This window comes from Thiomonas sp. DCM-2 (genome assembly GCF_056820905.1).
Genome location: NZ_CM165962.1, coordinates 1,026,226 through 1,045,068, shown reverse-complemented (window position 1 = coordinate 1,045,068; position 18,843 = coordinate 1,026,226). Strand labels below are relative to the sequence as shown.

Sequence of the window (18,843 nt, the reverse complement as noted above, 5' to 3'; positions counted from 1 at the left end):
AGCAACCCCCACTGCGCGCATGAACCCCGATACCGTGCTGTTCAAGACCCCCCTGGGCCAGAGCGAGATGGCCAAGCCATCGCTGTTGCGATCGCGCCCACTGCGCAATGTGCTGCTGCTGGTGGACGGCAAGCGCGATCTGCAGACCCTGCAGAGCATGATGCAGGCGATTTCCGCGCCGAGTGATGCCATCGAACAACTGCGCGCGCTCGGCCTGATTGCTGTGCCCGAGGAACCCGCGCCCGCAGCCGCCGCCGAATCAAGCGCCGATGCCTTCCTGCATGACGACGACGAGCTTCCTTCGGAACTCGCGCTCGACACCCGCAGCGCCGCCGAGCCGGAAGACACCGCAGCCGCGTTCTCCAGCCTGTATCGCCGCATCAACGCGCTGGTCAGCGGCAACCTGGGCATGCTCAAGGCCTATGGCATCCAGCTCAAGATCGAACAATGCCAGACCGCCGACGAGCTGCTCGCGCTGCTGCCCGAGATCAAGGCCGCGCTCGTGGCCAAGCATGGCGAGCCCAAGGCGATTGCGCTGCTGCGCCAGCTCAAGACATAGGTTCAGCGCGGCGCGAAGAACCACGCGCACACCGCGATCGACGCGATCACCCCGGCCAGATCGGCCAGCAGCGCGCAGCCCACCGTGTGCCGCACGCGGCGGATGCCCACCGCGCCGAAATACACCGCCACCACATAGAACGTGGTTTCGGTGCTGCCCTGCATGGTGGCGGCCAGCAGCGCCGGGTAGCTGTCCACGCCGTAATGCTGCATGGTCTCGATCAGCATCGCGCGCGCGGCGCTGCCGGAAAACGGCTTGACCAGCGCGGTGGGCAGCGCGGCGACGAAATCGGTGTTCAGGCCGAGCGCGTGCACCACCCAGCGGATCGCCTCCAGCGCATAGCCCAGCGCCCCCGAAGCGCGCAGCACGCCGACTGCGCACAGCATGGCCACAAGGTAAGGCAGCAGATCGCGCGCGACTCCAAAGCCGTCTTTCGCGCCATCGATGAACGCCTCGTACACCGGCACCTGCTTGATCGCCCCGGCCAGCAGAAACGCAACGATCACGCCGAACAGCACCAGATTGCCCACCAGCGCCGACACACTGGCCAGCGCCGCCGCGCTCAGACTCGCCAACACGGCAAGCAGGCCGCCCAGCAGCAGCGCGCCGCCGCCGAGGTAGGCCAGCGCCACCGGGTCCCACAGCTTGAGGCGCTGCATCCAAGCCACACTGAGCAGGCCGACCAGGGTGGACGCGCTGGTGGCGAGGAGGATGGGCAGGAACACCAGCGTCGGATCAGGCGCGCCCTGCTGCGCGCGGTACATGAAAATGCTCACCGGCAGCAGCGTCAGCGACGAGGCGTTGAGCACCAGGAACAGGATCTGCGCGTTGCTCGCGGTATCGCTGCTGGGGTTGAGCGTCTGCAGTTCGCGCATGGCGCGCAGGCCGATCGGCGTGGCGGCGTTGTCCAGCCCCAGCACATTGGCGGCGAAGTTCAGGGTGATCAGGCCGATGGCCGGATGGCCTGCGGGCACTTCGGGCATCAGCCTTGTGAACAGCGGCGTCAGCGCGCGCGCCAGCAGCTCGACCAGCCCGGCGCGCTCGGCGATGCGCAGCAGCCCCAGCCACAGCGTGAGCGTGCCGAACAGCAGCACCATGACCTCGACCGAGAGCTTGGCCATGGCAAACAGGCTGTCGGTGACGGCGGCGAACACCGCAGCATCGCCACCCAGCAGCCAGCGCGCCAGAGCTGCCACGGCGGCCACCAGAAAAAAGCCAAGCCAGAGACGGTTGAGCATCGCCTGAGGGCATGACGCGCCCGTGCGCTAACGTCTCAAGGCTTGCGCTTGAAGGATTTGCCGCCTGCGGGCATCGGCGCAGCGCGGCGCTTGGGTGCCGGCGAAGGGGCGCCAGCATCGGCGCGGCGCGACGGTGCGCGGGCTGGGCGCTCGCCGCCTCCTGCACGCACCGGTTCTGCCTTGCTGAGCTGCAACTGGCGTCCGCCCACCCAGGTTTTCTGCAGGGTGCGAAACACATCCTTGGGCATGCCTTCGGGCAGTTCCACAAAGCTGTGATCGCCACGAATGGCGATATTGCCGATGTGCTTGTTTTCCAGCCCGGCCTCGTTGGCGATGGCGCCCACCAGATTGCGCACTTCCACACCATGATCACGTCCGACCTCGACGCGGTAGGTCTCGAAGCGCAGATCGCCCACGGACACATTGCGCTGCGAACGCTCGGCGCGTGCCGGTCGCTCGGCATGCTCGGCCTCGCCATGCGTGGCGCGCTGCGGCACGCCCGCTTCCTCGCGCACCTGCATCAGGGTCTGGGTGAACGACTCCAGATCGCGTGGCTTGGTCCGCTCGCGGGGAGGGCGCAGCGGTGCCACGTCATCGCGCGGTGCCCGCACCGAACGCGGAGCGCGCGGCTCGCGGGCTTCACGCGGCTCGTGCTCCCGACGCGGGGCGGCGGTTTCCGCACTGTTGGACGGCTCGCTGCCCGCACGCATCAGCAACGGCTTGTTGCCCTGCACCATGCGCGCCAGCGCTGCGGCAATCTCGATGGCCGGAATGTCGAATTCCTGCTCATAGCGCTCGACCAGACGCTGATAGTCTTCCAGCCCCTCCTGCTCGCGGGCTTCAGTGATGCGCTCCATGAAACGGTTGATCCGGCTGTCGTTCACCGCCTCGGTGCTGGGCAGTTGCATCTGCGTGATGGGCTGGCGCGTGGCGCGCTCGATGGCACGCAGCAAATGCCGCTCGCGCGGGGTGACGAACAGAATGGCATCGCCAGCACGCCCCGCGCGGCCCGTGCGGCCGATGCGGTGCACATAGCTTTCGGTATCGGTGGGGATGTCGTAGTTCACCACGTGGCTGATGCGCTCCACATCGAGGCCGCGCGCCGCCACGTCGGTGGCCACCAGGATGTCGAGCTGGCCGTCCCTGAGCCGTTGCACCATGCGTTCGCGCAGCGCCTGCGGCACATCGCCGTTGAGCGCTGCGGCGGTGAAGCCACGGGCCGCGAGCTTCTCGGCCAGTTCCTCGGTGGCCTGCTTGGTGCGGGCGAAGATGATCATGCCCTCGAACGGCTCCACCTCCAGGATGCGGGTGAGCGCGTCGAGCTTGTGCAGACCGCTGACCATCCAGTAGCGCTGTTGAATGTGCGTGGCCGTGGTCGTGGCCGCCTTGATGGTGATTTCCTGGGGATCACGCAGATAGGTTTGCGCAATCCGCCGGATGGCTGAGGGCATGGTGGCCGAAAACAGCGCCACCTGACGCTGCGGGGGGGTTTTTTGCAGGATGGACTCGACATCGTCGATGAAGCCCATGCGCAGCATTTCATCGGCCTCGTCGAGCACCATGTGCGCGAGCTGGTCGAGCTTGAGCGTGCCGCGTTCCAGATGGTCGATGATGCGCCCCGGCGTGCCCACCACCACATGTGCGCCGCGCTTGAGCGACGCCAGCTGCGGCACATAGCTTTGCCCGCCGTAGATCGGCAGCACGTTGAAGCCCGGCAGATGCGCGGCATAGCGCGCAAAGGCTTCCGCCACCTGGATCGCCAGCTCGCGCGTGGGCGCCAGCACCAGTGCCTGGGTGTGGCGAGCGTTGCAATCGATCCTGGCGAGGATGGGAAGCGCAAACGCGGCGGTCTTGCCGGTGCCGGTCTGCGCTTGCCCGAGCACATCGCGACCGGCGAGCAGCGGCGGAATGGTGGCCGCCTGAATGGGCGACGGACTCTCGTACCCCACATCGCGCAGGGCTTGCAGCAGCGGTTCAGGCAGGCCGAGTTCGGCAAAGGGGGAGTTTTCTTGGGGCGTCATGATGAAGGCCTTGAATACGGCTAAACCTCCATTGTGCGCGCTCTTGGGCTGCGTACGCGCATTCGACGACAGTGATCCAGTCCAGCGTGCGTCAACGAGATCAGCAAGCATTTGTTACCACTTGTTTGCCTGAACGATGAGATCCTCGAGAAATCGAGAAAAATTCACGAATTTTTTTAACGTCACTCCATTATGATGGACAAGTGCTTGTTTTTATCCCCGAAACGATGAACCTTGCACACTCTGACTGACGCTGATCGACCTCTTGCGTTTTTCGGCAATCTTCGCGTCATGGCCACAGCGGTCAGTCGCCTACGAACCCGCACACAACACTTGGAGTCCGCAAAAAATGATGCAGCATCGCTTCAAACGCCTTGCCACCCTGGCTGTGGTCCTGTCCCTTTCTGCCTGTTCCAGCATGGACATGGGCTCCAAAGCAGCCAAGACCGAGGCCACCGGCTCTGCAGGCGGTGCAAACAGCCAAAACGCCAACGACAAACTGGCCCGCTGCAACGCGCCGCTGGGCACCATCGCCGTGGTCGAGGACACCAGTTCGCCGTGGTATGGCATCCTGACCAGCCAGTATCAGCTCGGCCCGACCACCCCGGTGCTCAAGCTGATGATCCAGCAATCGAACTGCTTCGTCGTGGTAGACCGCGGCCGCGCCATGAACAACATGATGCAGGAGCGTGCGCTGGCGCAATCGGGTGAACTGCGGCAGAACTCCAATTTCGGCAAGGGCCAGATGGTGTCTGCCGACTACACCCTCACGCCGTCAATCACGTTCTCCAACAACAACGCAGGCGGCATGGGAGGGCTGGTCGGAGGACTGCTTGGCCCGGTTGGCGCCATCGTCGGCGGAAGTCTCAGCTCCAAAGAGGCCAGCACCCTGCTGACCCTGGTGGACAACCGCTCGGGCGTCCAGCTTGCCGCTTCAGAGGGCAGCGCAAAGAACTGGGACTTTGGCGCCATTGGCGGCCTGTTCGGCGGCGGACTTGGCGGCATCGGCGGCGGCTACGCCAATACCGCGCAGGGCAAGGTGATCGTTGCGGCCTTCATGGACTCCTACAACGGCATCGTCAAGTCCGTGCAGAACTACAAGGCGCAAGAGGTCAAGGGCGGTCTCGGCACGGGTGGTCAGCTGGGTGTGCAGGGCGGATCGACCCCGGCGGCGCAACCGGCCGCTGCGGCGCAACCTGCGACCCTGAGCATGACGCTGAAACAGGCACAGGAAAAGCTCAACCAGAAGGGATACCCGGTTGGCGCCCCGGACGGCATGATGGGTCCGAAAACCCGCTCCGAGCTGATTCGCTTCCAGAAATCCCAGGGCCTGCCCGGTACCGGCATGCTGGATCAGGCCACCATCGCCGCGCTCAGCCAGTAAGCAAGCGGTCAACGGGGCTGCCCCCGGCGGGCTGTCGAACAGCCGCAGAGCGCCGGGGCGAGCCGATGGACCGTCCAGCACATGATCAAGCAAAAGGGTCGACAATGCGTCGGCCCTTTTTCATTCCGCATGTCACATTCGCCCTGTGCTATCCCGCAAATATCGCTATCTCATGGTTCTGGCGCAGGAGCGGCATTTCGGCCGGGCCGCCTCGCGTTGCCATGTCTCGCCGTCCACCCTGTCTGCTGCCATTCGGGATCTGGAATCAACGCTCGGCGTGGCACTGGTCGAGCGGGGGCAGTCGTTCTCTGGCCTGACCGTCGAGGGCATCGCCGTGCTCGACTTCGCACGCCGCATGGCCTCTGTGGAAGACGATTTGCGGCTGCACCTGAGCCAGCTTGGCGCGGGCATCAGCGGGCGCCTGCGGCTGGGGGTGATTCCCACGGCACTCACCGTGGTGGCCGCGCTCTCCGCCGTACTGGTCAAGAGCCATCCACAACTCATCCTGGAAATCCTGTCGCTCAACACCGATGAAATCCTGCGGCGGGTTCAAGCCTTTGAGCTGGAAGGCGGCATCGTCTATACCGAATCCAGCGACGGGCCGGGGCTGGATTTCATTCCCATCTGGCAGGAGCAGCATGTGCTGATCGCCGGGCGCGACACCGCAGCAGCGCAGCGCGAAGTCATCACCTGGGGCGAGGCGGCGCTGTTGCCGCTGTGCCTGCTCACACCGGACATGCAGAACCGCAAGACCATCAACCGCGTGTTCGCCAGCCTCGGCCTGCAGCCCAGGCCCGGGGTGGAGACCAATTCGATCATGAGCATGCTGTCGCATGTCGCCAGCGGCGCATGGTGCTGCATTCTGCCGCGCCGGGTGCTCGATATTCTCGATACCGCGCACTGCCTGCATGTGGTGCGCCTGGAGCAGCCTGCCGTGTCGTGGCAGACGGGGCTGGTCACCCTGCAGCGTGAACCACACCCGGTCGCGGTGGGCGCACTGATGGCTGCTGCGCGCCGCCTGACGGGGGCATCGACATCGCCCTGACAGGTCTCATGCAGAAAAAACGAATGCCCATTTCAGAAAATTTGATGGGCATTTTTCATATCCGCCTGTAAGTTTCTGCAAGAAATTTCACTACAAAGCGGTGCCACCGCTGAAATTCGGCGGTTGCTACATCGTTCATTCCAACAGACCACTTGGAGAATTCATGTCTGCATCCATCACCACGCCATTGCCCTCACCCGGCCTCCTCGACCGGGAGCGCACAGTCGCCAGTCCGCGCTTCAATCGCTGGCTGGTTCCCACCGCAGCGCTGGCCATCCACCTGTGTATCGGCATGGCCTATGGTTTCTCCGTGTTCTGGCTGCCCATGAGCAAGCTGCTTCAGGGCACCGATGCTGCGGTGTGCGGCAGCATGGGCTTCTGGGGACATCTCACCACCACGACCTGCAACTGGACTGTGCCGTCGGTCACGCACATCTTCGAGGTGTTCATCGCGTTTCTCGGCATTTCCGCAGCCATCTGGGGCGCCTGGCTGGAGCATGCGGGTCCGCGCAAGGCGGGCTTCATTGCGGCGCTGTGCTGGGGAGGTGGACTGGTGCTCGGCGGCATCGGCGTCTCCATCCATCAGCTCTGGCTGGTCATTCTGGGCGTCGGGGTGCTGGGGGGCATCGGCCTGGGGCTGGGATACATCTCACCGGTCTCCACGCTCATCAAGTGGTTCCCGGATCGTCGCGGTCTGGCCACGGGTTTCGCCATCATGGGCTTTGGCGGTGGCGCCATGATCGGCGCGCCACTGGCTGTCGCATTGATGAAGCAGTTCAGCGCCACCAGCCCGCAAGGCGTGGCGCCCACCCTGATCGTCATGGGACTGCTTTACCTTGTGGTGATGAGCATCGGCGCCTTTGGCTTTCGCGTGCCGCCCACTGGCTGGACGCCGCTGGGCTGGACGCCCAAGGCCAAGGGCAGCAACGCCATGATCACCGATCATGAAGTGCATCTGAACAAGGCCATGAAAACGCCGCAGTTCTGGCTGGTGTGGTGGATTCTGTGCCTGAACGTCACTGCCGGCATTGGCGTGATCGCCATGGCCAGCCCGATGCTGCAGGACGTGTTCGGCGGCCGTCTCATCGGTCTGGACAGCGGTGCCGTGCTCGACGCCGGACAGAAGGCCGCGCTCGTTGCAGCGGCCGGTGGTCTGGTGGGGCTGATCAGCCTGTTCAACAGCGGTGGGCGCCTGTTCTGGGCCGCCCTGTCCGACTACATCGGCCGCAAGGCGACCTATGCCGTGTTCTTTGCGCTGGGCGTGGCCCTGTATGCCAGTCTGCCCGCGCTCGGCCATGGAGGCGCGGCCGGTCTGTTCATCCTGGCGGTCTGCGTCATCATGACCATGTACGGCGGCGGCTTCGCCACGGTGCCCGCCTACCTGGCCGACTTGTTCGGCACGCAGATGGTCGGCGCCATTCATGGCCGGCTGCTCACTGCGTGGTCGGTGGCCGGGGTTGCAGGGCCCTTCCTGATCGCCGCCATCCGCCAGACGCAGATCGACGCTGGCATCGCGAAAAATCTGGTGTACGACCGCACGCTCTACATTCTGGCCGGGCTGCTGCTGGTGGGCTTCATCCTCAATCTGCTGGTGCGTCCGGTGGCCGCCAAGTACCGCATGACGCCGGAAGAACTCGCTCACGAACGCGCACTCAAACACGAAGATCGCATCGCGGGTGATGCCGAACACGCCGCACGTGGCAGCTTTGGCCTGGTCGGCGTGCTGGCCTGGGCCGCAGTGGGCATTCCGTTCCTCATCGGCGTGTCGATCGCCCTGCAGAAAGCCGCTGTGTTGTTTTGATCGATCTGCAGAGGTTCGGGAGGTGGTCTGATCTCGGTCTCCTCCTGTCGGTTCACCACAATGCCGGCATCCGTCGGCTTTGTGGTTTCAAAGGCCCCCAGGGCTGGCCTGCGCCCGGCCCGCCCCCAAGGGGAGACAAGGAAACTTGGGGTGTCCCTGCGTATCCTTGAGAGATTCACATCAGATCCCATGTCACAAGACTCCGCCATCTCCTCCGCCCCAACTCTCGTCCCTCCCGCGGTTGACGCCGCGAAAAGCGCAGCACGGCCACAACCGATGCGTTTCATGCGCAACACCCCGCGCGGCGGACTGGTCAGCCCGGAAGCCCGGGCTGCAGTGCAGGCCGCCTGCGGCGATCTGGCTGCGCGGCCCGATTTGCTGATGGAGCACCTGCACCGCCTCAACGACGCCGAGCGCGGCCTGCGACCCTCGCGTCTGGCGGCGCTGGCCGAGTGGCTACGCCTGAGCACCAGCGAGGTGTACGAGGTCGCCAGCTTCTATCACCATTTCCGTCTGCTGCGCGAGGACGAGGCCGCACCCACTGCGGTGGTGCGGGTCTGCACCAACCTGAGCTGCGCGCTGGCCGGGGCCGACGGCCTGCTGCACGATCTTCAGCAGCGCTGTGGTACCGGTGTTGCAGTGGAAGGCGCGTCGTGCATGGGGTTGTGCACGCAGGCGCCCGGCGTGCTGGTGGGGCAGCATGCACTGGGCCATGCCACGGCAGACGCCGTGCTTGCCGCGTTGCCGCAAGCAGCAGATGCACCACAGCCCCCCACGGATGCCGAAGACCTCGCCGCCTACCGCGCAGGCGGCGGCTACGCCCTGCTGGCCGACTGCCGCGCCGGGCGGCTGACTCCAGACGCGGTGATTGCGCGCATCGACAACGCCGCACTGCGCGGACTGGGCGGTGCCGGATTTCCCAGCGCGCGCAAATGGCGCACCGTGGCGCAGCAGCCGGGGCCGCGGCTGATGGTGGTCAACGCTGACGAGGGCGAGGTGGGCACCTGCAAGGACGGCCACTTGCTGCGCACGACCCCGCACCGCCTGCTCGAAGGTCTGCTGATTGCTGCCTGGGCCGTGGCCGCAGGCCGGGTGTGGATCTATCTGCGCGACGAATACGCCGCCGAAGGCGCGCTGCTGCACCGCGAGCTTCAGGCGCTGCACGACGCAGGGCTGCTGCGCTACGGCGGGGTGGACATCGGCGGCGCCAGCGATGACGAGCCGGGCGACGACGCCGCGGTGCGTGCGCGGCTGCCGCAGGTGGCACTGCGACGTGGCGCCGGGGCCTATATCTGCGGCGAGGAGTCGGCGCTGATCGAGTCTCTCGAAGGCAAGCGCGGCATGCCGCGGCTCAAGCCGCCGATCGTTGCCATCTCGGGCCTGTTCGGCAGGCCCACGCTGGAGCACAACGTCGAAACGCTCTCCTGGGTTCCCGAGCTTGTCGCAAATCCCGAGGCGGAGTGGTTCAAGCTGGGCCGCCGTGGCCACAAGGGGCTGCGTCGCTTCACCGTGTCGGGCCGGGTGGCGCGGCCGGGCGTGTATCTGGCGCCGGCGGGCATCACCGCGCGCGAGCTCATCGACGAATTCGCCGGCGGCATGGCGCCCGGCTGGACGCTCTACGGCGTGCTGCCCGGTGGTGCTTCCGGCGGCATTCTCAACGCGGAGCAGGCCGATCTGCCGCTCGATTTCGGCACGCTGGACGCGCAAGGTTGTTTCATCGGCTCGATGGCGGTGATCGTGCTCGGCACCAGCGTTGCGCACACCGACACCGCCACCCATGCCGCGCGCAACCTGATGCAGTTTTTCGCCCACGAGAGCTGCGGCCAGTGCACCCCCTGCCGCGAGGGCACGCATCAGATGCTGGCCGCGATGGCCAGCTCAGGTTGGCCCGCTGCGCGCATCGCAGACTTGAGCCAGCTCATGCGCGACGCCTCCATCTGCGGCCTCGGCCAAGCCGCGCCCAATCCGACCGACAGCGTGCTGCGTCACTTTCCCCACGAAGTGCACGCGGCCAAGGAGTAACCCGATGGACATGACCCCACCCACCATCGCCTTCACCCTCGACGGCAAGCCCGTCACCGCTCACCCCGGCGAGACCATCTGGGCTGCGGCCAAGCGCCACGGCGTGGAGATTCCGCATCTCTGCCACAGCGACCCCTTGCGCCCTGTGGGCAACTGCCGCGCCTGCATGGTCGAGGTCGAGGGCGAACGCGTGCTCGCGGCCGCGTGCTGCCGCGCCGTCACGCCGGACATGAAGGTGCATGCCGCGAGCGACCGCGCCCGTGCCGCGCAACGCGGGGTGGTCGAGCTGCTGACCGCGCGCAAGCCACAGCGGACAGACCGGGTGAACGACGCGCTCGACCACTGGGCGCAGCGCCTGGGGGCCGATCGCACCCGCTATGCCCGCGCGGTTCAGAGCGAGGCCGCGCAGGCCGCCCATTGGCCGCAGACTCCGGCAGCCGATCTGTCGCACCCGGCGATCAGCTTCAACGCCGACGCCTGCATCCAGTGCACCCGCTGCCTGCGTGCCTGCCGCGAGGAGCAGGGCAACGATGTCATTGGCCTGGCCGGGCGCGGCGCGGCAGCGCGCATCGTGTTCGACCAGAACGCGCCGATGGTCGAGAGCACCTGCGTGGCCTGCGGCGAATGCGTGCAGGCCTGCCCGACCGGCGCGCTGGCTCCAGCCAACGGTTCCTGGGCCAAGGTCAGCGCGCGTACGGTCGATTCGGTCTGCCCGTATTGCGGCGTGGGCTGCGCGCTGACCTATCACCTGCAGCAAGATGCGCAGGGGCAGGAACACATCGCCCGCGTCGAAGGCCGAGACGGCGTTGCCAACCAGGGCCGTCTGTGCGTCAAGGGGCGTTTCGGCTTCGACTACGTGGCCAACCCGGCCCGCCTGACCAAGCCGTTGATCCGCCGCGACGACGCGCCGAAAAACCCCGGGCAGGTCACGCTGGCAGACTGGCGCAGCGTGTTCCGCGAAGCCACCTGGGACGAGGCGCTGGAGCGCGCCGCGGGCGGCCTGCTGCGCATCCGGCAGCAGCACGGCGGCGCGGCGCTGGCCGGTTTCGGCAGCGCCAAGGGCACGAATGAAGAGGCGTATCTGTTCCAGAAGCTGGTGCGCGCCGGATTTGGCACGCACAACGTCGATCACTGCACCCGGCTGTGCCATGCCTCCAGCGTGGCGGCGCTGTTGGAGGGCATTGGCTCCGGCGCGGTGAGCAACCCGGTGAAAGACGCGCTGCAGGCCGACGTCATCCTGATCATCGGCGCCAACCCCACGGTGAACCATCCGGTCGGCGCCACCTGGATGAAGAATGCCCTCAAGCGAGGCACCCGCCTGATCCTGGCCGACCCGCGCCGCACCGAACTGGCGCGCAAGGCCTGGATGACGCTGCAGTTCACGCCGGGGGCGGACCTGGCGCTGCTCAACGCCATGCTGCACGTGGTGTTCGCCGAAAACCTGCTGAGTGAAGCCAGCATCGCCGCGCGCTGCCATGCCGTGGACGTGCAGGCCATCCGCGCGCACGTGGCCGCGCTGTCGCCGGAAGCGATGGCGCCGATCTGCGGCGTGCCCGCCGCCGACATTCGGGCCGCCGCGCGCGCCTTCGCCACCAGCAAGGCGTCGATGATTTTCTGGGGCATGGGCATTTCGCAGCATGTGCACGGCACCGACAATGTGCGCGCACTCATTGCACTGTGCCAGCTCACCGGTCAGATCGGGCGTCCCGGCACCGGGCTGCACCCGCTGCGCGGGCAGAACAATGTGCAGGGCGCCAGCGATGCCGGGCTCATCCCCATGATGTTCCCCGACTATGTACGCACGCAGACCCCCGGCGTGCTCGACAAGGTGGAGCGCTACTGGTCGCTGCCGCCTCAGAGCCTGAGCCGCACGCCGGGTCTGACCGTGGTCGAGATCATCCACGCTGCGCTCGCCGGGCAGATTCGCGGCATGTACATCGAGGGCGAGAACCCGGCGATGAGCGATCCCGATGTGCACCATGCCCGCCAGGCGCTGGCCGGGCTGGAGCATCTGGTGGTACAGGACATTTTCCTCACCGAGACCGCCGCGTTGGCCGACGTGGTGCTGCCCGCCTCCGCCTGGCCTGAGAAGACCGGCACCGTCAGCAATACCGACCGCCTGGTGCAGCTCGGCCGCAAGGCCGTGGCCTGCCCCGGCGAGGCGCGGGCCGATCTGTGGATCATCCAGGAGATGGGGCGCCGCCTTGGCGTGGCGCCCATTGCCGAAGTGGACATGCACGGCGGCGAAACCGGGGTGGACGCGGTGTTCGAGGAAATGCGCGGCATGATGCCGTCGATCGCTGGGATCAGCTGGCAGCGGCTGCAGCGCGAAGGCGCCGTCACCTACCCTTGCGCGGCGGAAGACGAGCCCGGCCACCGTGTGGTGTTCACCGACGGCTACCCCACCGCGGACGGCCGCGCCACGCTCAAGCCCGCCCCGCTGGGCTTTGCCGACGAGCAGCCCGACAACGTCTACCCCTATGTGCTGATCACCGGGCGCGAGCTGGAGCACTGGCACACCGGCGCGATGACCCGCCATGCCAGCGTGCTCGACTCACTGGAGCCGCAACCGACGGTGAGCATTCACCCCAACCTGCTGACCAAGCTCGGTCTGCACGCCGGCGATGCCTTGCAGGTGCAGTCGCGCCGCGGCACCATCGTGCTCGCCACCCGCGCCGACCCCGCCTTGCCCGAGGATGCGGTGTTCATCCCCTTCGCCTACGCCGAGGCCGCAGCCAATCTGCTGACCAACGCCGCGCTCGACCCCTGGGGAAAGATCGCCGAGGTGAAGTATTGCGCGGTCAAGCTGGGCAAGCCGCAACCGGCTTTGGCAAGTGTCTGAGGCGTTCGCGCAAAGCCGAAGAGCGCCCCGATCCGCGTCCTACAGCCCTTGAAAAAGGGCTGGAAATGCGGTTCGCCGCCAGAACATCCAGTCCTTCTGGCGGCGGATCTGCACGGTGCGCCAGCCGAACTCCCCGGCGAGGGTGAGCTGCATCGCGCCGTGCTGCCGCACCGCCCGGGCGATCGCGGCAGACAGCGCGGCATCGAGTTGCTGCGCGCCTTGGGCCGGGTCGTCGCGCAGGAAGCGGCGGGCGTCGAACAGTTGCAGCGTTGCGGACGCTTCGGCTTGCGCCAGCCCACGCAGCGCGGCAGCGAGCATGGGATCGCTGACTGCCTCGTCCGCGTCCATCAGGCGCAGCGGGCTGCGCCAGCCGGACGGCAACGCGCCGCAGCCGTGGATCCACAGGGTGTTGACATCGGGCAGTCCCTGCTGCGCCCGCGCCTCGTTGACCGCGTGGTGCTGCCAAGTCATCTGTACCTGGGTGAGCAATTGCCGCCACGGGCGCGCCGCCGGGCCACCGGGCATCCATGCGGCCACGCTGCGTCCCTGCGCCCGCGCCACGCCTGCGGTCACCACCTCGGCCAGGCTGGGATGCGCCGCATACCAGCGCTGCGGGGCGACCAGCCGCAACGTCCAGCCGGCCTCGGCAAACAGCGGCGCGACCGCGTCGAACAGCTGCTGTGCATTGGCAGCTGAAAGCGCGAGTGCGTTGGGGTCGGCAAGCGTCAGGCTGTCGCGCCCCAGCCTCAGGTGCGCCGGAGTCAGCAACCCGAGCGGCTGGTCTGCGGGAAGCCCACCCGCCACGCCATCGGCCAACGCGGCCAGCCGCGCCCAGGGCGCCTGCTCAGCCTCGGCGCCCTCCAGGTGCAGGGCGTGCAGCAGCCAGCGTTCCGCCGGGGTCAGCCAGGCGGCCTGCGCATCCTCGCGCGGCGCTTCCTGCTCCAGCACCACGGCCTGGCGACACAGCGCCGCGGTCGCCGGCAGCGCGGGCTGCGCGAGGAACTGGGCAAATGCGGGCGAGGTGGTCGGCAGATCGAACAGCAGCAGCTGATGCATGGCGGAAACGATGGAAAGCTCTACTCGTAGCGCAGCGCCTGCGCTGGCTGCACCCGCGATGCGCTCCAGCTGGGGTAGAGCGTGGCCAGCAGCGAGAGCACCAGCGAAGCGATGGTGATGGTGGCGATGTCGGAGAAACGCGGGTCGCTGGGCATGGTGTGGATCAGGTACACGCTGCGCGGCAGGAACTGGGTGTGCAGCACGGCTTCGAGAAACGACACAATGGGGTCGAGGTTGAACGCGATCAGACAGCCCAGCGCCACCCCGGCGAAGGTGCCGAGAAAGCCGGTGACCGCCCCCTGCAGCAGAAAGATGGACATGATCGAGCCGGGGCTTGCGCCCTGGGTGCGCAGGATGGCGATGTCGGCCAACTTGTCAGTGACGGTCATCACCAGGGTGGAGACCAGATTGAACGCCGCCACCGCGACGATCATGGTCAGGATGATGAACATCATGCGCTTTTCGATCACCACGGCTTCGAACCAGGTGCGGTTCTGCTCGGTCCACGGCTGCGCCACGAGGCTGGGCGGCAGCACGCGCTGCAGGTCTTGCGCAATCTGCGGCGCGTCGTTCATGTTGCGCGTCTGCACCCGCAGTCCGGTCGGGCCGCCGGTGCGGAACAGCGCGCTGGCATCTTGCAGATTGACCAGCGCCAGCGTGCTGTCGTATTCGTAATGCCCGACATCGAAAATGCCGACCACCCGCAGGGTGCGCAGGCGCGGAATCATGCCTGCCGGGGTGATCGAACCGCTGGGCACGACCATGGTGATCTGGTCGCCCAGCGTCACCCCGAGCGCGTTGGCCAGTTCATTGCCGAGCACCACGCCGAAGTCCCCTGGCTTGAGCACGGAAAGACTCCCCGCCACCATGTGCTCGGGAATCTGCGAGACCCGGGTTTCTTCGCCCGGCTCCACGCCCCAGACCAGCACGCCCTGCAACTGGCTGCCCTGCGCCACGAGCGCCTGGCCCTGCACGAACGGCGCCACGCCGGTGACCGCCGGATTGCGCTGCACCTGCTGCGCGACCCGGCGCCAGTCGGGCAGCGCCTGGCCGTTGACATTGAAGATCTGGATGTGCGGAATGACATTGAGCATGCGGTCGCGCACTTCCTTCTGAAACCCGTTCATCACCGAAATGACCACGATCAGCGCAGCCACCCCGAGCGCAATGCCGCCGACCGACACGGCCGAGATGAACGAGATGAAGCCATTGCGCCGGCTGCGCCGCCCGCTGCGGGTATAGCGCCAGCCGATGAGCAGTTCGAAGGGCCAGGAAAAGAATGTGGACATGGGCAAGCAGTGTAGGTGAGGCCGCAAGCAAGCGCCGTGGCCTCGGGCAAAACCGGGCTGCGCCGCTTGCGCAAGGCACAATTGCAGCCTCACTCGGTTCACGCGTTCTCCATGCTCCACGCCACCGCCCTGTCTGCCCTGCTCTGCTGGCTCGGATGCGCTGCGCTCATCGTGCTGGGGCGGCGCAAGCACTTCGGCCTGGACGAAACCGCCGGTGTGCAGAAATGGCACCGCCACCCGACCCCGCGCACCGGCGGCTTTGCGATGGCGCTGGGCATGATGCTTGGCATTCTGTGGCTGATGCACCTGTCCTATGTCACCGCGCCCGATACCGGGCTGCTGGCCGTTGCCAGTCTGCCCGTGCTGCTGGCCGGCATCATCGAAGATCTGCGGCGGCATGTGCCGCCGTTGTGGCGGGCGTTGGCCACCGTGCTTGCGGCCGCACTGGCGGTCTGGCTGCTGGGCGCCAGCGTGCATCGCATCGGCCTGTGGCCGGTCGATGCGTGGCTGCAGACCTGGCCAGTTCTGGGGTGGCTGATTGCACTGGTGGCCATCGGCGCCATGCCGCATGCAGTCAACATGATCGACGGCTACAACGGCCTGGCGGGGATGGTGAGCTTCATGATTTTCGGCGCCATCGGTTATGTGGCGTTCAAGGTCAGCGATGTGCAGATCATGGCACTCAGCCTCGCCGCGATCGGGGCGCTGCTGGGCTTTCTGTTCTGGAACTGGCCGCGCGGGCAGATTTTTTTGGGCGATACCGGCGCCTATCTGCTCGGCTTCTGGATGGCGCTGCTGAGCGTGCTGCTGGTTGCGCGCAACCCGGCCGTCTCGCCCTGGTTCGCGCTGATGGTGCTGATGTATCCAGTGTGGGAATTGTTGTATTCGCTGTGGCGGCGCAAGTTTCGGCAGCGCGCCGGCACCGCGCCCGACACGCTGCATCTGCATCATCTGGTGTACTGGCGGCTGACCCGCCTGCTCGACCATGACGACCACCCCGACCCACGGCAGCGGCGCAACGCCGCCACTTCGCCCTATCTCTGGGCGGTCGCCGCGTTCAGTGTGGGGCCGGCGATGCTGTGGTGGAGCAGCACGCCGATGCTCATGCTGTGCTGCGTGGCCTTCGTCACTCTCTATCTGCTGGCCTATCGCCTGCTGGTGCAGCGACGCATTTGAAGCGCTGCGTCAAGCCACGTCCTGCCAGTCGAAGCTCCAGGCGCCGTCCAGCAGTTTTTCCAGCCAGAAGGCGCCGATCACGGTCTTGACGTCGGTGATCTGGCCATTGCGCACCCAGTTCAGGGTGTCGCGCGGGTTGGCCTCGAACACATCGAGCAACTCGTTGTCGTCGAGCGACTGCGCCCCCGCGACCAGACCGCGCGCGAAAGCGAGGTGGATGGTTTCATCGGAATAGGAAATGGCGTTGTTGATCGGGCCGATGTAGGCCCATTGCCTGGCGCTGTAGCCAGTTTCCTCGCGCAGTTCGCGCTGCGCGCAGGCCAGCCAGCCCTCGCCGGCATCGAGCTTGCCCGCAGGAAACTCCACCATCACCCGCTGCATCGGCGTGCGGAACTGGCGCTCCATCAGCACATTGCCGTTGTCCAGCAGGGGAATGATCATCACCGCACCGGAATGACGGATGTACTCGCGCGTCACCTGCGCGCCATTGGCCAGCCGCACCAGATCGCGCGAGATGTTGAGAAAGGTCCCGCGAAACACCATCTCGCTGTCGAGCGTGTGCTCGCGCAAGGCCGCTGCCTGCGGCACGCGCGCCGGATCGCTGCTCATGCGCGACTCGGAGCCGGGTGGCGCTTGACCATGTAGCGCAGCACATAGCCCGGAAAGGCAAGCACCAGGAACATGGCGAGCGATACGGCGTAGAACTCCCATTGCTGCGGATAGTTCTGCCCGATCCGCGCCTCCAGCGCACGGCCGATGAAGCCGACGACGAAGAACAGGATCAGCAGTTCAGCCAGTCGCAGCCAGATCGACTTGGGCGTCTTTTTCAGCGGGAACACGAGAAAAAACCGGTTGGACACAAACGGCAGATTGGCGGCAACGAATGCCAGCACGATGACCAGCCAGACGGCGGAAGTTTGCACGACAAATTCCTTTCAATGCAGGGTATTGGCAATGGCCTGATAACACAGGGTCATCAGTCCACCGGGCATCAATCCGAGCGCCAGAACGGCCAGTCCATTGAGCGAGAGCAGCGCACGTGCACCACCCGCGCCCGCAGCACGACTGGCCGACAGCGCCGTGGGCGCATCGAAATACATGACCTTGACCATGCGGATGTAATAGAACGCCCCGATGACCGACAGAATCACCGCGTATACCACCAGCCAGACCCGCCCGGTGTTCAACAGAATGGTGAGCACTTCGAGCTTGGCATAAAAGCCGGCGAAGGGCGGAATGCCAGCCAGTGAGAATAAGAGAAAGGTCATGACACCTGCCATCCAGGGGTCTGTCTTGGCAAGCCCAGCGAAGTCGCGAATGTCCTCGGCCTCGAAGCCTTCGCGTGCCAGCAGCAGAATGACGCCGAAGGTGCCCAGGGTGGTCAGCACATAGATGACCATGTAGAACATCGCGCCGCTGTAAGCGGTGGATGCCGACAGCCCGTTGCCGTTGAGCATGCCCGACAGCAGCGCAAGCAGCACGAAGCCGACCTGCGCAATGGTCGAATAGGCCAGCATGCGCTTTAGATTGGTCTGCGCAATGGCTGCCAGATTGCCCAGGCCGATGGACAGCACCGCCAGCACCACCAGCATGCCCTGCCAGTCCATCGCCAGCGGGAACATGCCCTCCACCAGCAGACGGATGGCCATGGCGAAGGCCGCCAGTTTGGGCGCCGCCCCCACCATCAGCACCACGGCAGTGGGCGCCCCCTGATAGACGTCGGGAATCCACATGTGGAACGGCACCGCACCGAGCTTGAACGCCAGACCGGCGACGATGAACACCACGCCAAGCACCAGCACCGCGCGGTTGATCGGCTCGACCGCGATCATGCGGAAGATGGTCACCAGATCGAGCGATCCGGTGGCGCCGTACAGCATGGACATGCCGTAGAGCAGAAAGCCCGATGCCAGCGCACCGAGGACGAAATACTTCATCGCTGCTTCGGTGGACTGGGTATGGTCACGGCGCAGTGCGACCAGCGCGTAGAGCGCGAGCGAAAGCAACTCCAGCCCCAGATAAATGGTCAGCAGATTGTTGCCCGAGATCATGATGAACTGCCCGAGCAGCGACAGCAACACGAGGCTGAACAGCTCACCGCCCCACATGCCACGATCCAGGGCGTAGCGGCGCGAATAGACCAGGGTGACGGCGGTGGCGATCACGGTGAACAGCTTGAGCAGCATGGCCATCGGATCGACGATCAGTGCCCGCGCCATGGCCAGCTGCTGCATGCCCGAGGCGTAGTACAGGCCGCACAGCACGCCCAGAGCAGCCAGACCGACCAGGGTGATCCAGTAACTCACGCGGTGCCGCGTGTCTTTGACGCACAGGTCAACGAGCATGACCACGCAGGCCAGCACGAGCAGGAAGATTTCCGGATAAATGGCGATCCAGTTCATGGCGGTTG

14 protein-coding genes are annotated in these 18,843 nt (G+C 66.1%); 7 read left to right on the top strand and 7 right to left on the bottom strand.

All coding sequences use genetic code 11. The features are described 5' to 3' along the window. Positions 1-19: 19 nt before the first annotated feature. Positions 20-559: a hypothetical protein gene (locus AC1ZQA_RS05055; protein ID WP_482678727.1), complete on the top strand. Its 540-nt coding sequence runs from the start codon at positions 20-22 to the stop codon at positions 557-559. 2 nt (positions 560-561) lie between these two features. Here AC1ZQA_RS05055 and AC1ZQA_RS05050 read toward each other — a convergent pair whose 3' ends face one another. Continuing rightward, positions 562-1,797: a nucleoside recognition domain-containing protein gene (locus AC1ZQA_RS05050; protein WP_482678726.1), complete on the bottom strand. Its 1,236-nt coding sequence runs from the start codon at positions 1,795-1,797 to the stop codon at positions 562-564. Positions 1,798-1,832: 35 nt separating this feature from the next. Then, on the bottom strand, positions 1,833-3,818 hold the full coding sequence (locus AC1ZQA_RS05045; RefSeq protein WP_482678725.1) for a DEAD/DEAH box helicase: 1,986 nt from the start codon (positions 3,816-3,818) through the stop codon (positions 1,833-1,835). Positions 3,819-4,170: 352 nt separating this feature from the next. Between AC1ZQA_RS05045 and AC1ZQA_RS05040 the strand changes: the two genes are divergently transcribed. The 5 genes from AC1ZQA_RS05040 to AC1ZQA_RS05020 all read left to right on the top strand — a co-directional run bounded on the left by AC1ZQA_RS05040 (position 4,171) and on the right by AC1ZQA_RS05020 (position 12,912). Next, positions 4,171-5,202: a peptidoglycan-binding protein gene (locus AC1ZQA_RS05040; protein ID WP_482679276.1), complete on the top strand. Its 1,032-nt coding sequence runs from the start codon at positions 4,171-4,173 to the stop codon at positions 5,200-5,202. A 145-nt stretch (positions 5,203-5,347) separates the two neighbouring features. After that, the gene (locus AC1ZQA_RS05035) at positions 5,348-6,247 is read left to right on the top strand and encodes a LysR family transcriptional regulator (RefSeq protein ID WP_482678724.1); all 900 of its coding nucleotides are present in this window, start codon (positions 5,348-5,350) and stop codon (positions 6,245-6,247) included. Positions 6,248-6,410: 163 nt separating this feature from the next. Beyond that, entirely contained in the window at positions 6,411-8,048 is a 1,638-nt protein-coding gene (locus AC1ZQA_RS05030; protein ID WP_482678723.1) for an OFA family MFS transporter, read from the top strand. 285 nt (positions 8,049-8,333) lie between these two features. Beyond that, on the top strand, positions 8,334-10,070 hold the full coding sequence (locus tag AC1ZQA_RS05025) for an NADH-ubiquinone oxidoreductase-F iron-sulfur binding region domain-containing protein (protein ID WP_482678722.1): 1,737 nt from the start codon (positions 8,334-8,336) through the stop codon (positions 10,068-10,070). A gap of 4 nt (positions 10,071-10,074) precedes the next feature. Continuing rightward, positions 10,075-12,912, top strand: coding sequence for a molybdopterin-dependent oxidoreductase (locus AC1ZQA_RS05020; protein ID WP_482678721.1), 2,838 nt, complete (start codon positions 10,075-10,077; stop codon positions 12,910-12,912). 39 nt (positions 12,913-12,951) lie between these two features. Here the strand turns inward: AC1ZQA_RS05020 and AC1ZQA_RS05015 are convergent, their stop codons facing one another. After that, positions 12,952-13,968: a hypothetical protein gene (locus AC1ZQA_RS05015; RefSeq protein WP_482678720.1), complete on the bottom strand. Its 1,017-nt coding sequence runs from the start codon at positions 13,966-13,968 to the stop codon at positions 12,952-12,954. 20 nt (positions 13,969-13,988) lie between these two features. Next, positions 13,989-15,257, bottom strand: a complete 1,269-nt coding sequence (locus tag AC1ZQA_RS05010) for a lipoprotein-releasing ABC transporter permease subunit (RefSeq protein ID WP_482678719.1) — start codon at positions 15,255-15,257, stop codon at positions 13,989-13,991. A gap of 111 nt (positions 15,258-15,368) precedes the next feature. Between AC1ZQA_RS05010 and AC1ZQA_RS05005 the strand changes: the two genes are divergently transcribed. Beyond that, entirely contained in the window at positions 15,369-16,433 is a 1,065-nt protein-coding gene (locus AC1ZQA_RS05005; protein ID WP_482678718.1) for a glycosyltransferase family 4 protein, read from the top strand. 9 nt (positions 16,434-16,442) lie between these two features. On the opposite strand, the gene AC1ZQA_RS05000 is transcribed toward AC1ZQA_RS05005, so the two are convergent. From AC1ZQA_RS05000 to nuoN, 3 genes are read right to left on the bottom strand one after another with little or no spacing between them, the layout of a single operon-like run. Next, positions 16,443-17,042 carry an NUDIX domain-containing protein gene (locus tag AC1ZQA_RS05000; protein WP_482678717.1) on the bottom strand — a complete coding sequence of 200 codons (600 nt, stop codon included), beginning with the start codon at positions 17,040-17,042 and terminating at the stop codon, positions 16,443-16,445. Next, entirely contained in the window at positions 17,039-17,356 is a 318-nt protein-coding gene (locus AC1ZQA_RS04995; protein ID WP_482678716.1) for a DUF2818 family protein, read from the bottom strand. The genes AC1ZQA_RS05000 and AC1ZQA_RS04995 overlap by 4 nt, the downstream gene beginning before the upstream one ends. A 12-nt stretch (positions 17,357-17,368) precedes the next feature. Continuing rightward, entirely contained in the window at positions 17,369-18,835 is a 1,467-nt protein-coding gene (gene nuoN / locus AC1ZQA_RS04990) for an NADH-quinone oxidoreductase subunit NuoN (protein WP_482678715.1), read from the bottom strand. Positions 18,836-18,843: the final 8 nt, after the last annotated feature.

Bases quoted from the DNA above. Each gene is read 5' to 3' on its own strand.
- AC1ZQA_RS05055 (WP_482678727.1), top strand. From the start codon at position 20: ATGAACCCCGATACCGTGCTGTTCAAGACCCCCCTGGGCCAGAGCGAG.
- AC1ZQA_RS05050 (WP_482678726.1), bottom strand. From the start codon at position 1,797: ATGCTCAACCGTCTCTGGCTTGGCTTTTTTCTGGTGGCCGCCGTGGCA.
- AC1ZQA_RS05045 (WP_482678725.1), bottom strand. From the start codon at position 3,818: ATGACGCCCCAAGAAAACTCCCCCTTTGCCGAACTCGGCCTGCCTGAA.
- AC1ZQA_RS05040 (WP_482679276.1), top strand. From the start codon at position 4,171: ATGCAGCATCGCTTCAAACGCCTTGCCACCCTGGCTGTGGTCCTGTCC.
- AC1ZQA_RS05030 (WP_482678723.1), top strand. From the start codon at position 6,411: ATGTCTGCATCCATCACCACGCCATTGCCCTCACCCGGCCTCCTCGAC.
- AC1ZQA_RS05025 (WP_482678722.1), top strand. From the start codon at position 8,334: ATGCGCAACACCCCGCGCGGCGGACTGGTCAGCCCGGAAGCCCGGGCT.
- AC1ZQA_RS05020 (WP_482678721.1), top strand. From the start codon at position 10,075: ATGGACATGACCCCACCCACCATCGCCTTCACCCTCGACGGCAAGCCC.
- AC1ZQA_RS05015 (WP_482678720.1), bottom strand. From the start codon at position 13,968: ATGCATCAGCTGCTGCTGTTCGATCTGCCGACCACCTCGCCCGCATTT.
- AC1ZQA_RS05010 (WP_482678719.1), bottom strand. From the start codon at position 15,257: ATGTCCACATTCTTTTCCTGGCCCTTCGAACTGCTCATCGGCTGGCGC.
- AC1ZQA_RS05005 (WP_482678718.1), top strand. From the start codon at position 15,369: ATGCTCCACGCCACCGCCCTGTCTGCCCTGCTCTGCTGGCTCGGATGC.
- AC1ZQA_RS05000 (WP_482678717.1), bottom strand. From the start codon at position 17,042: ATGAGCAGCGATCCGGCGCGCGTGCCGCAGGCAGCGGCCTTGCGCGAG.
- nuoN (WP_482678715.1), bottom strand. From the start codon at position 18,835: ATGAACTGGATCGCCATTTATCCGGAAATCTTCCTGCTCGTGCTGGCC.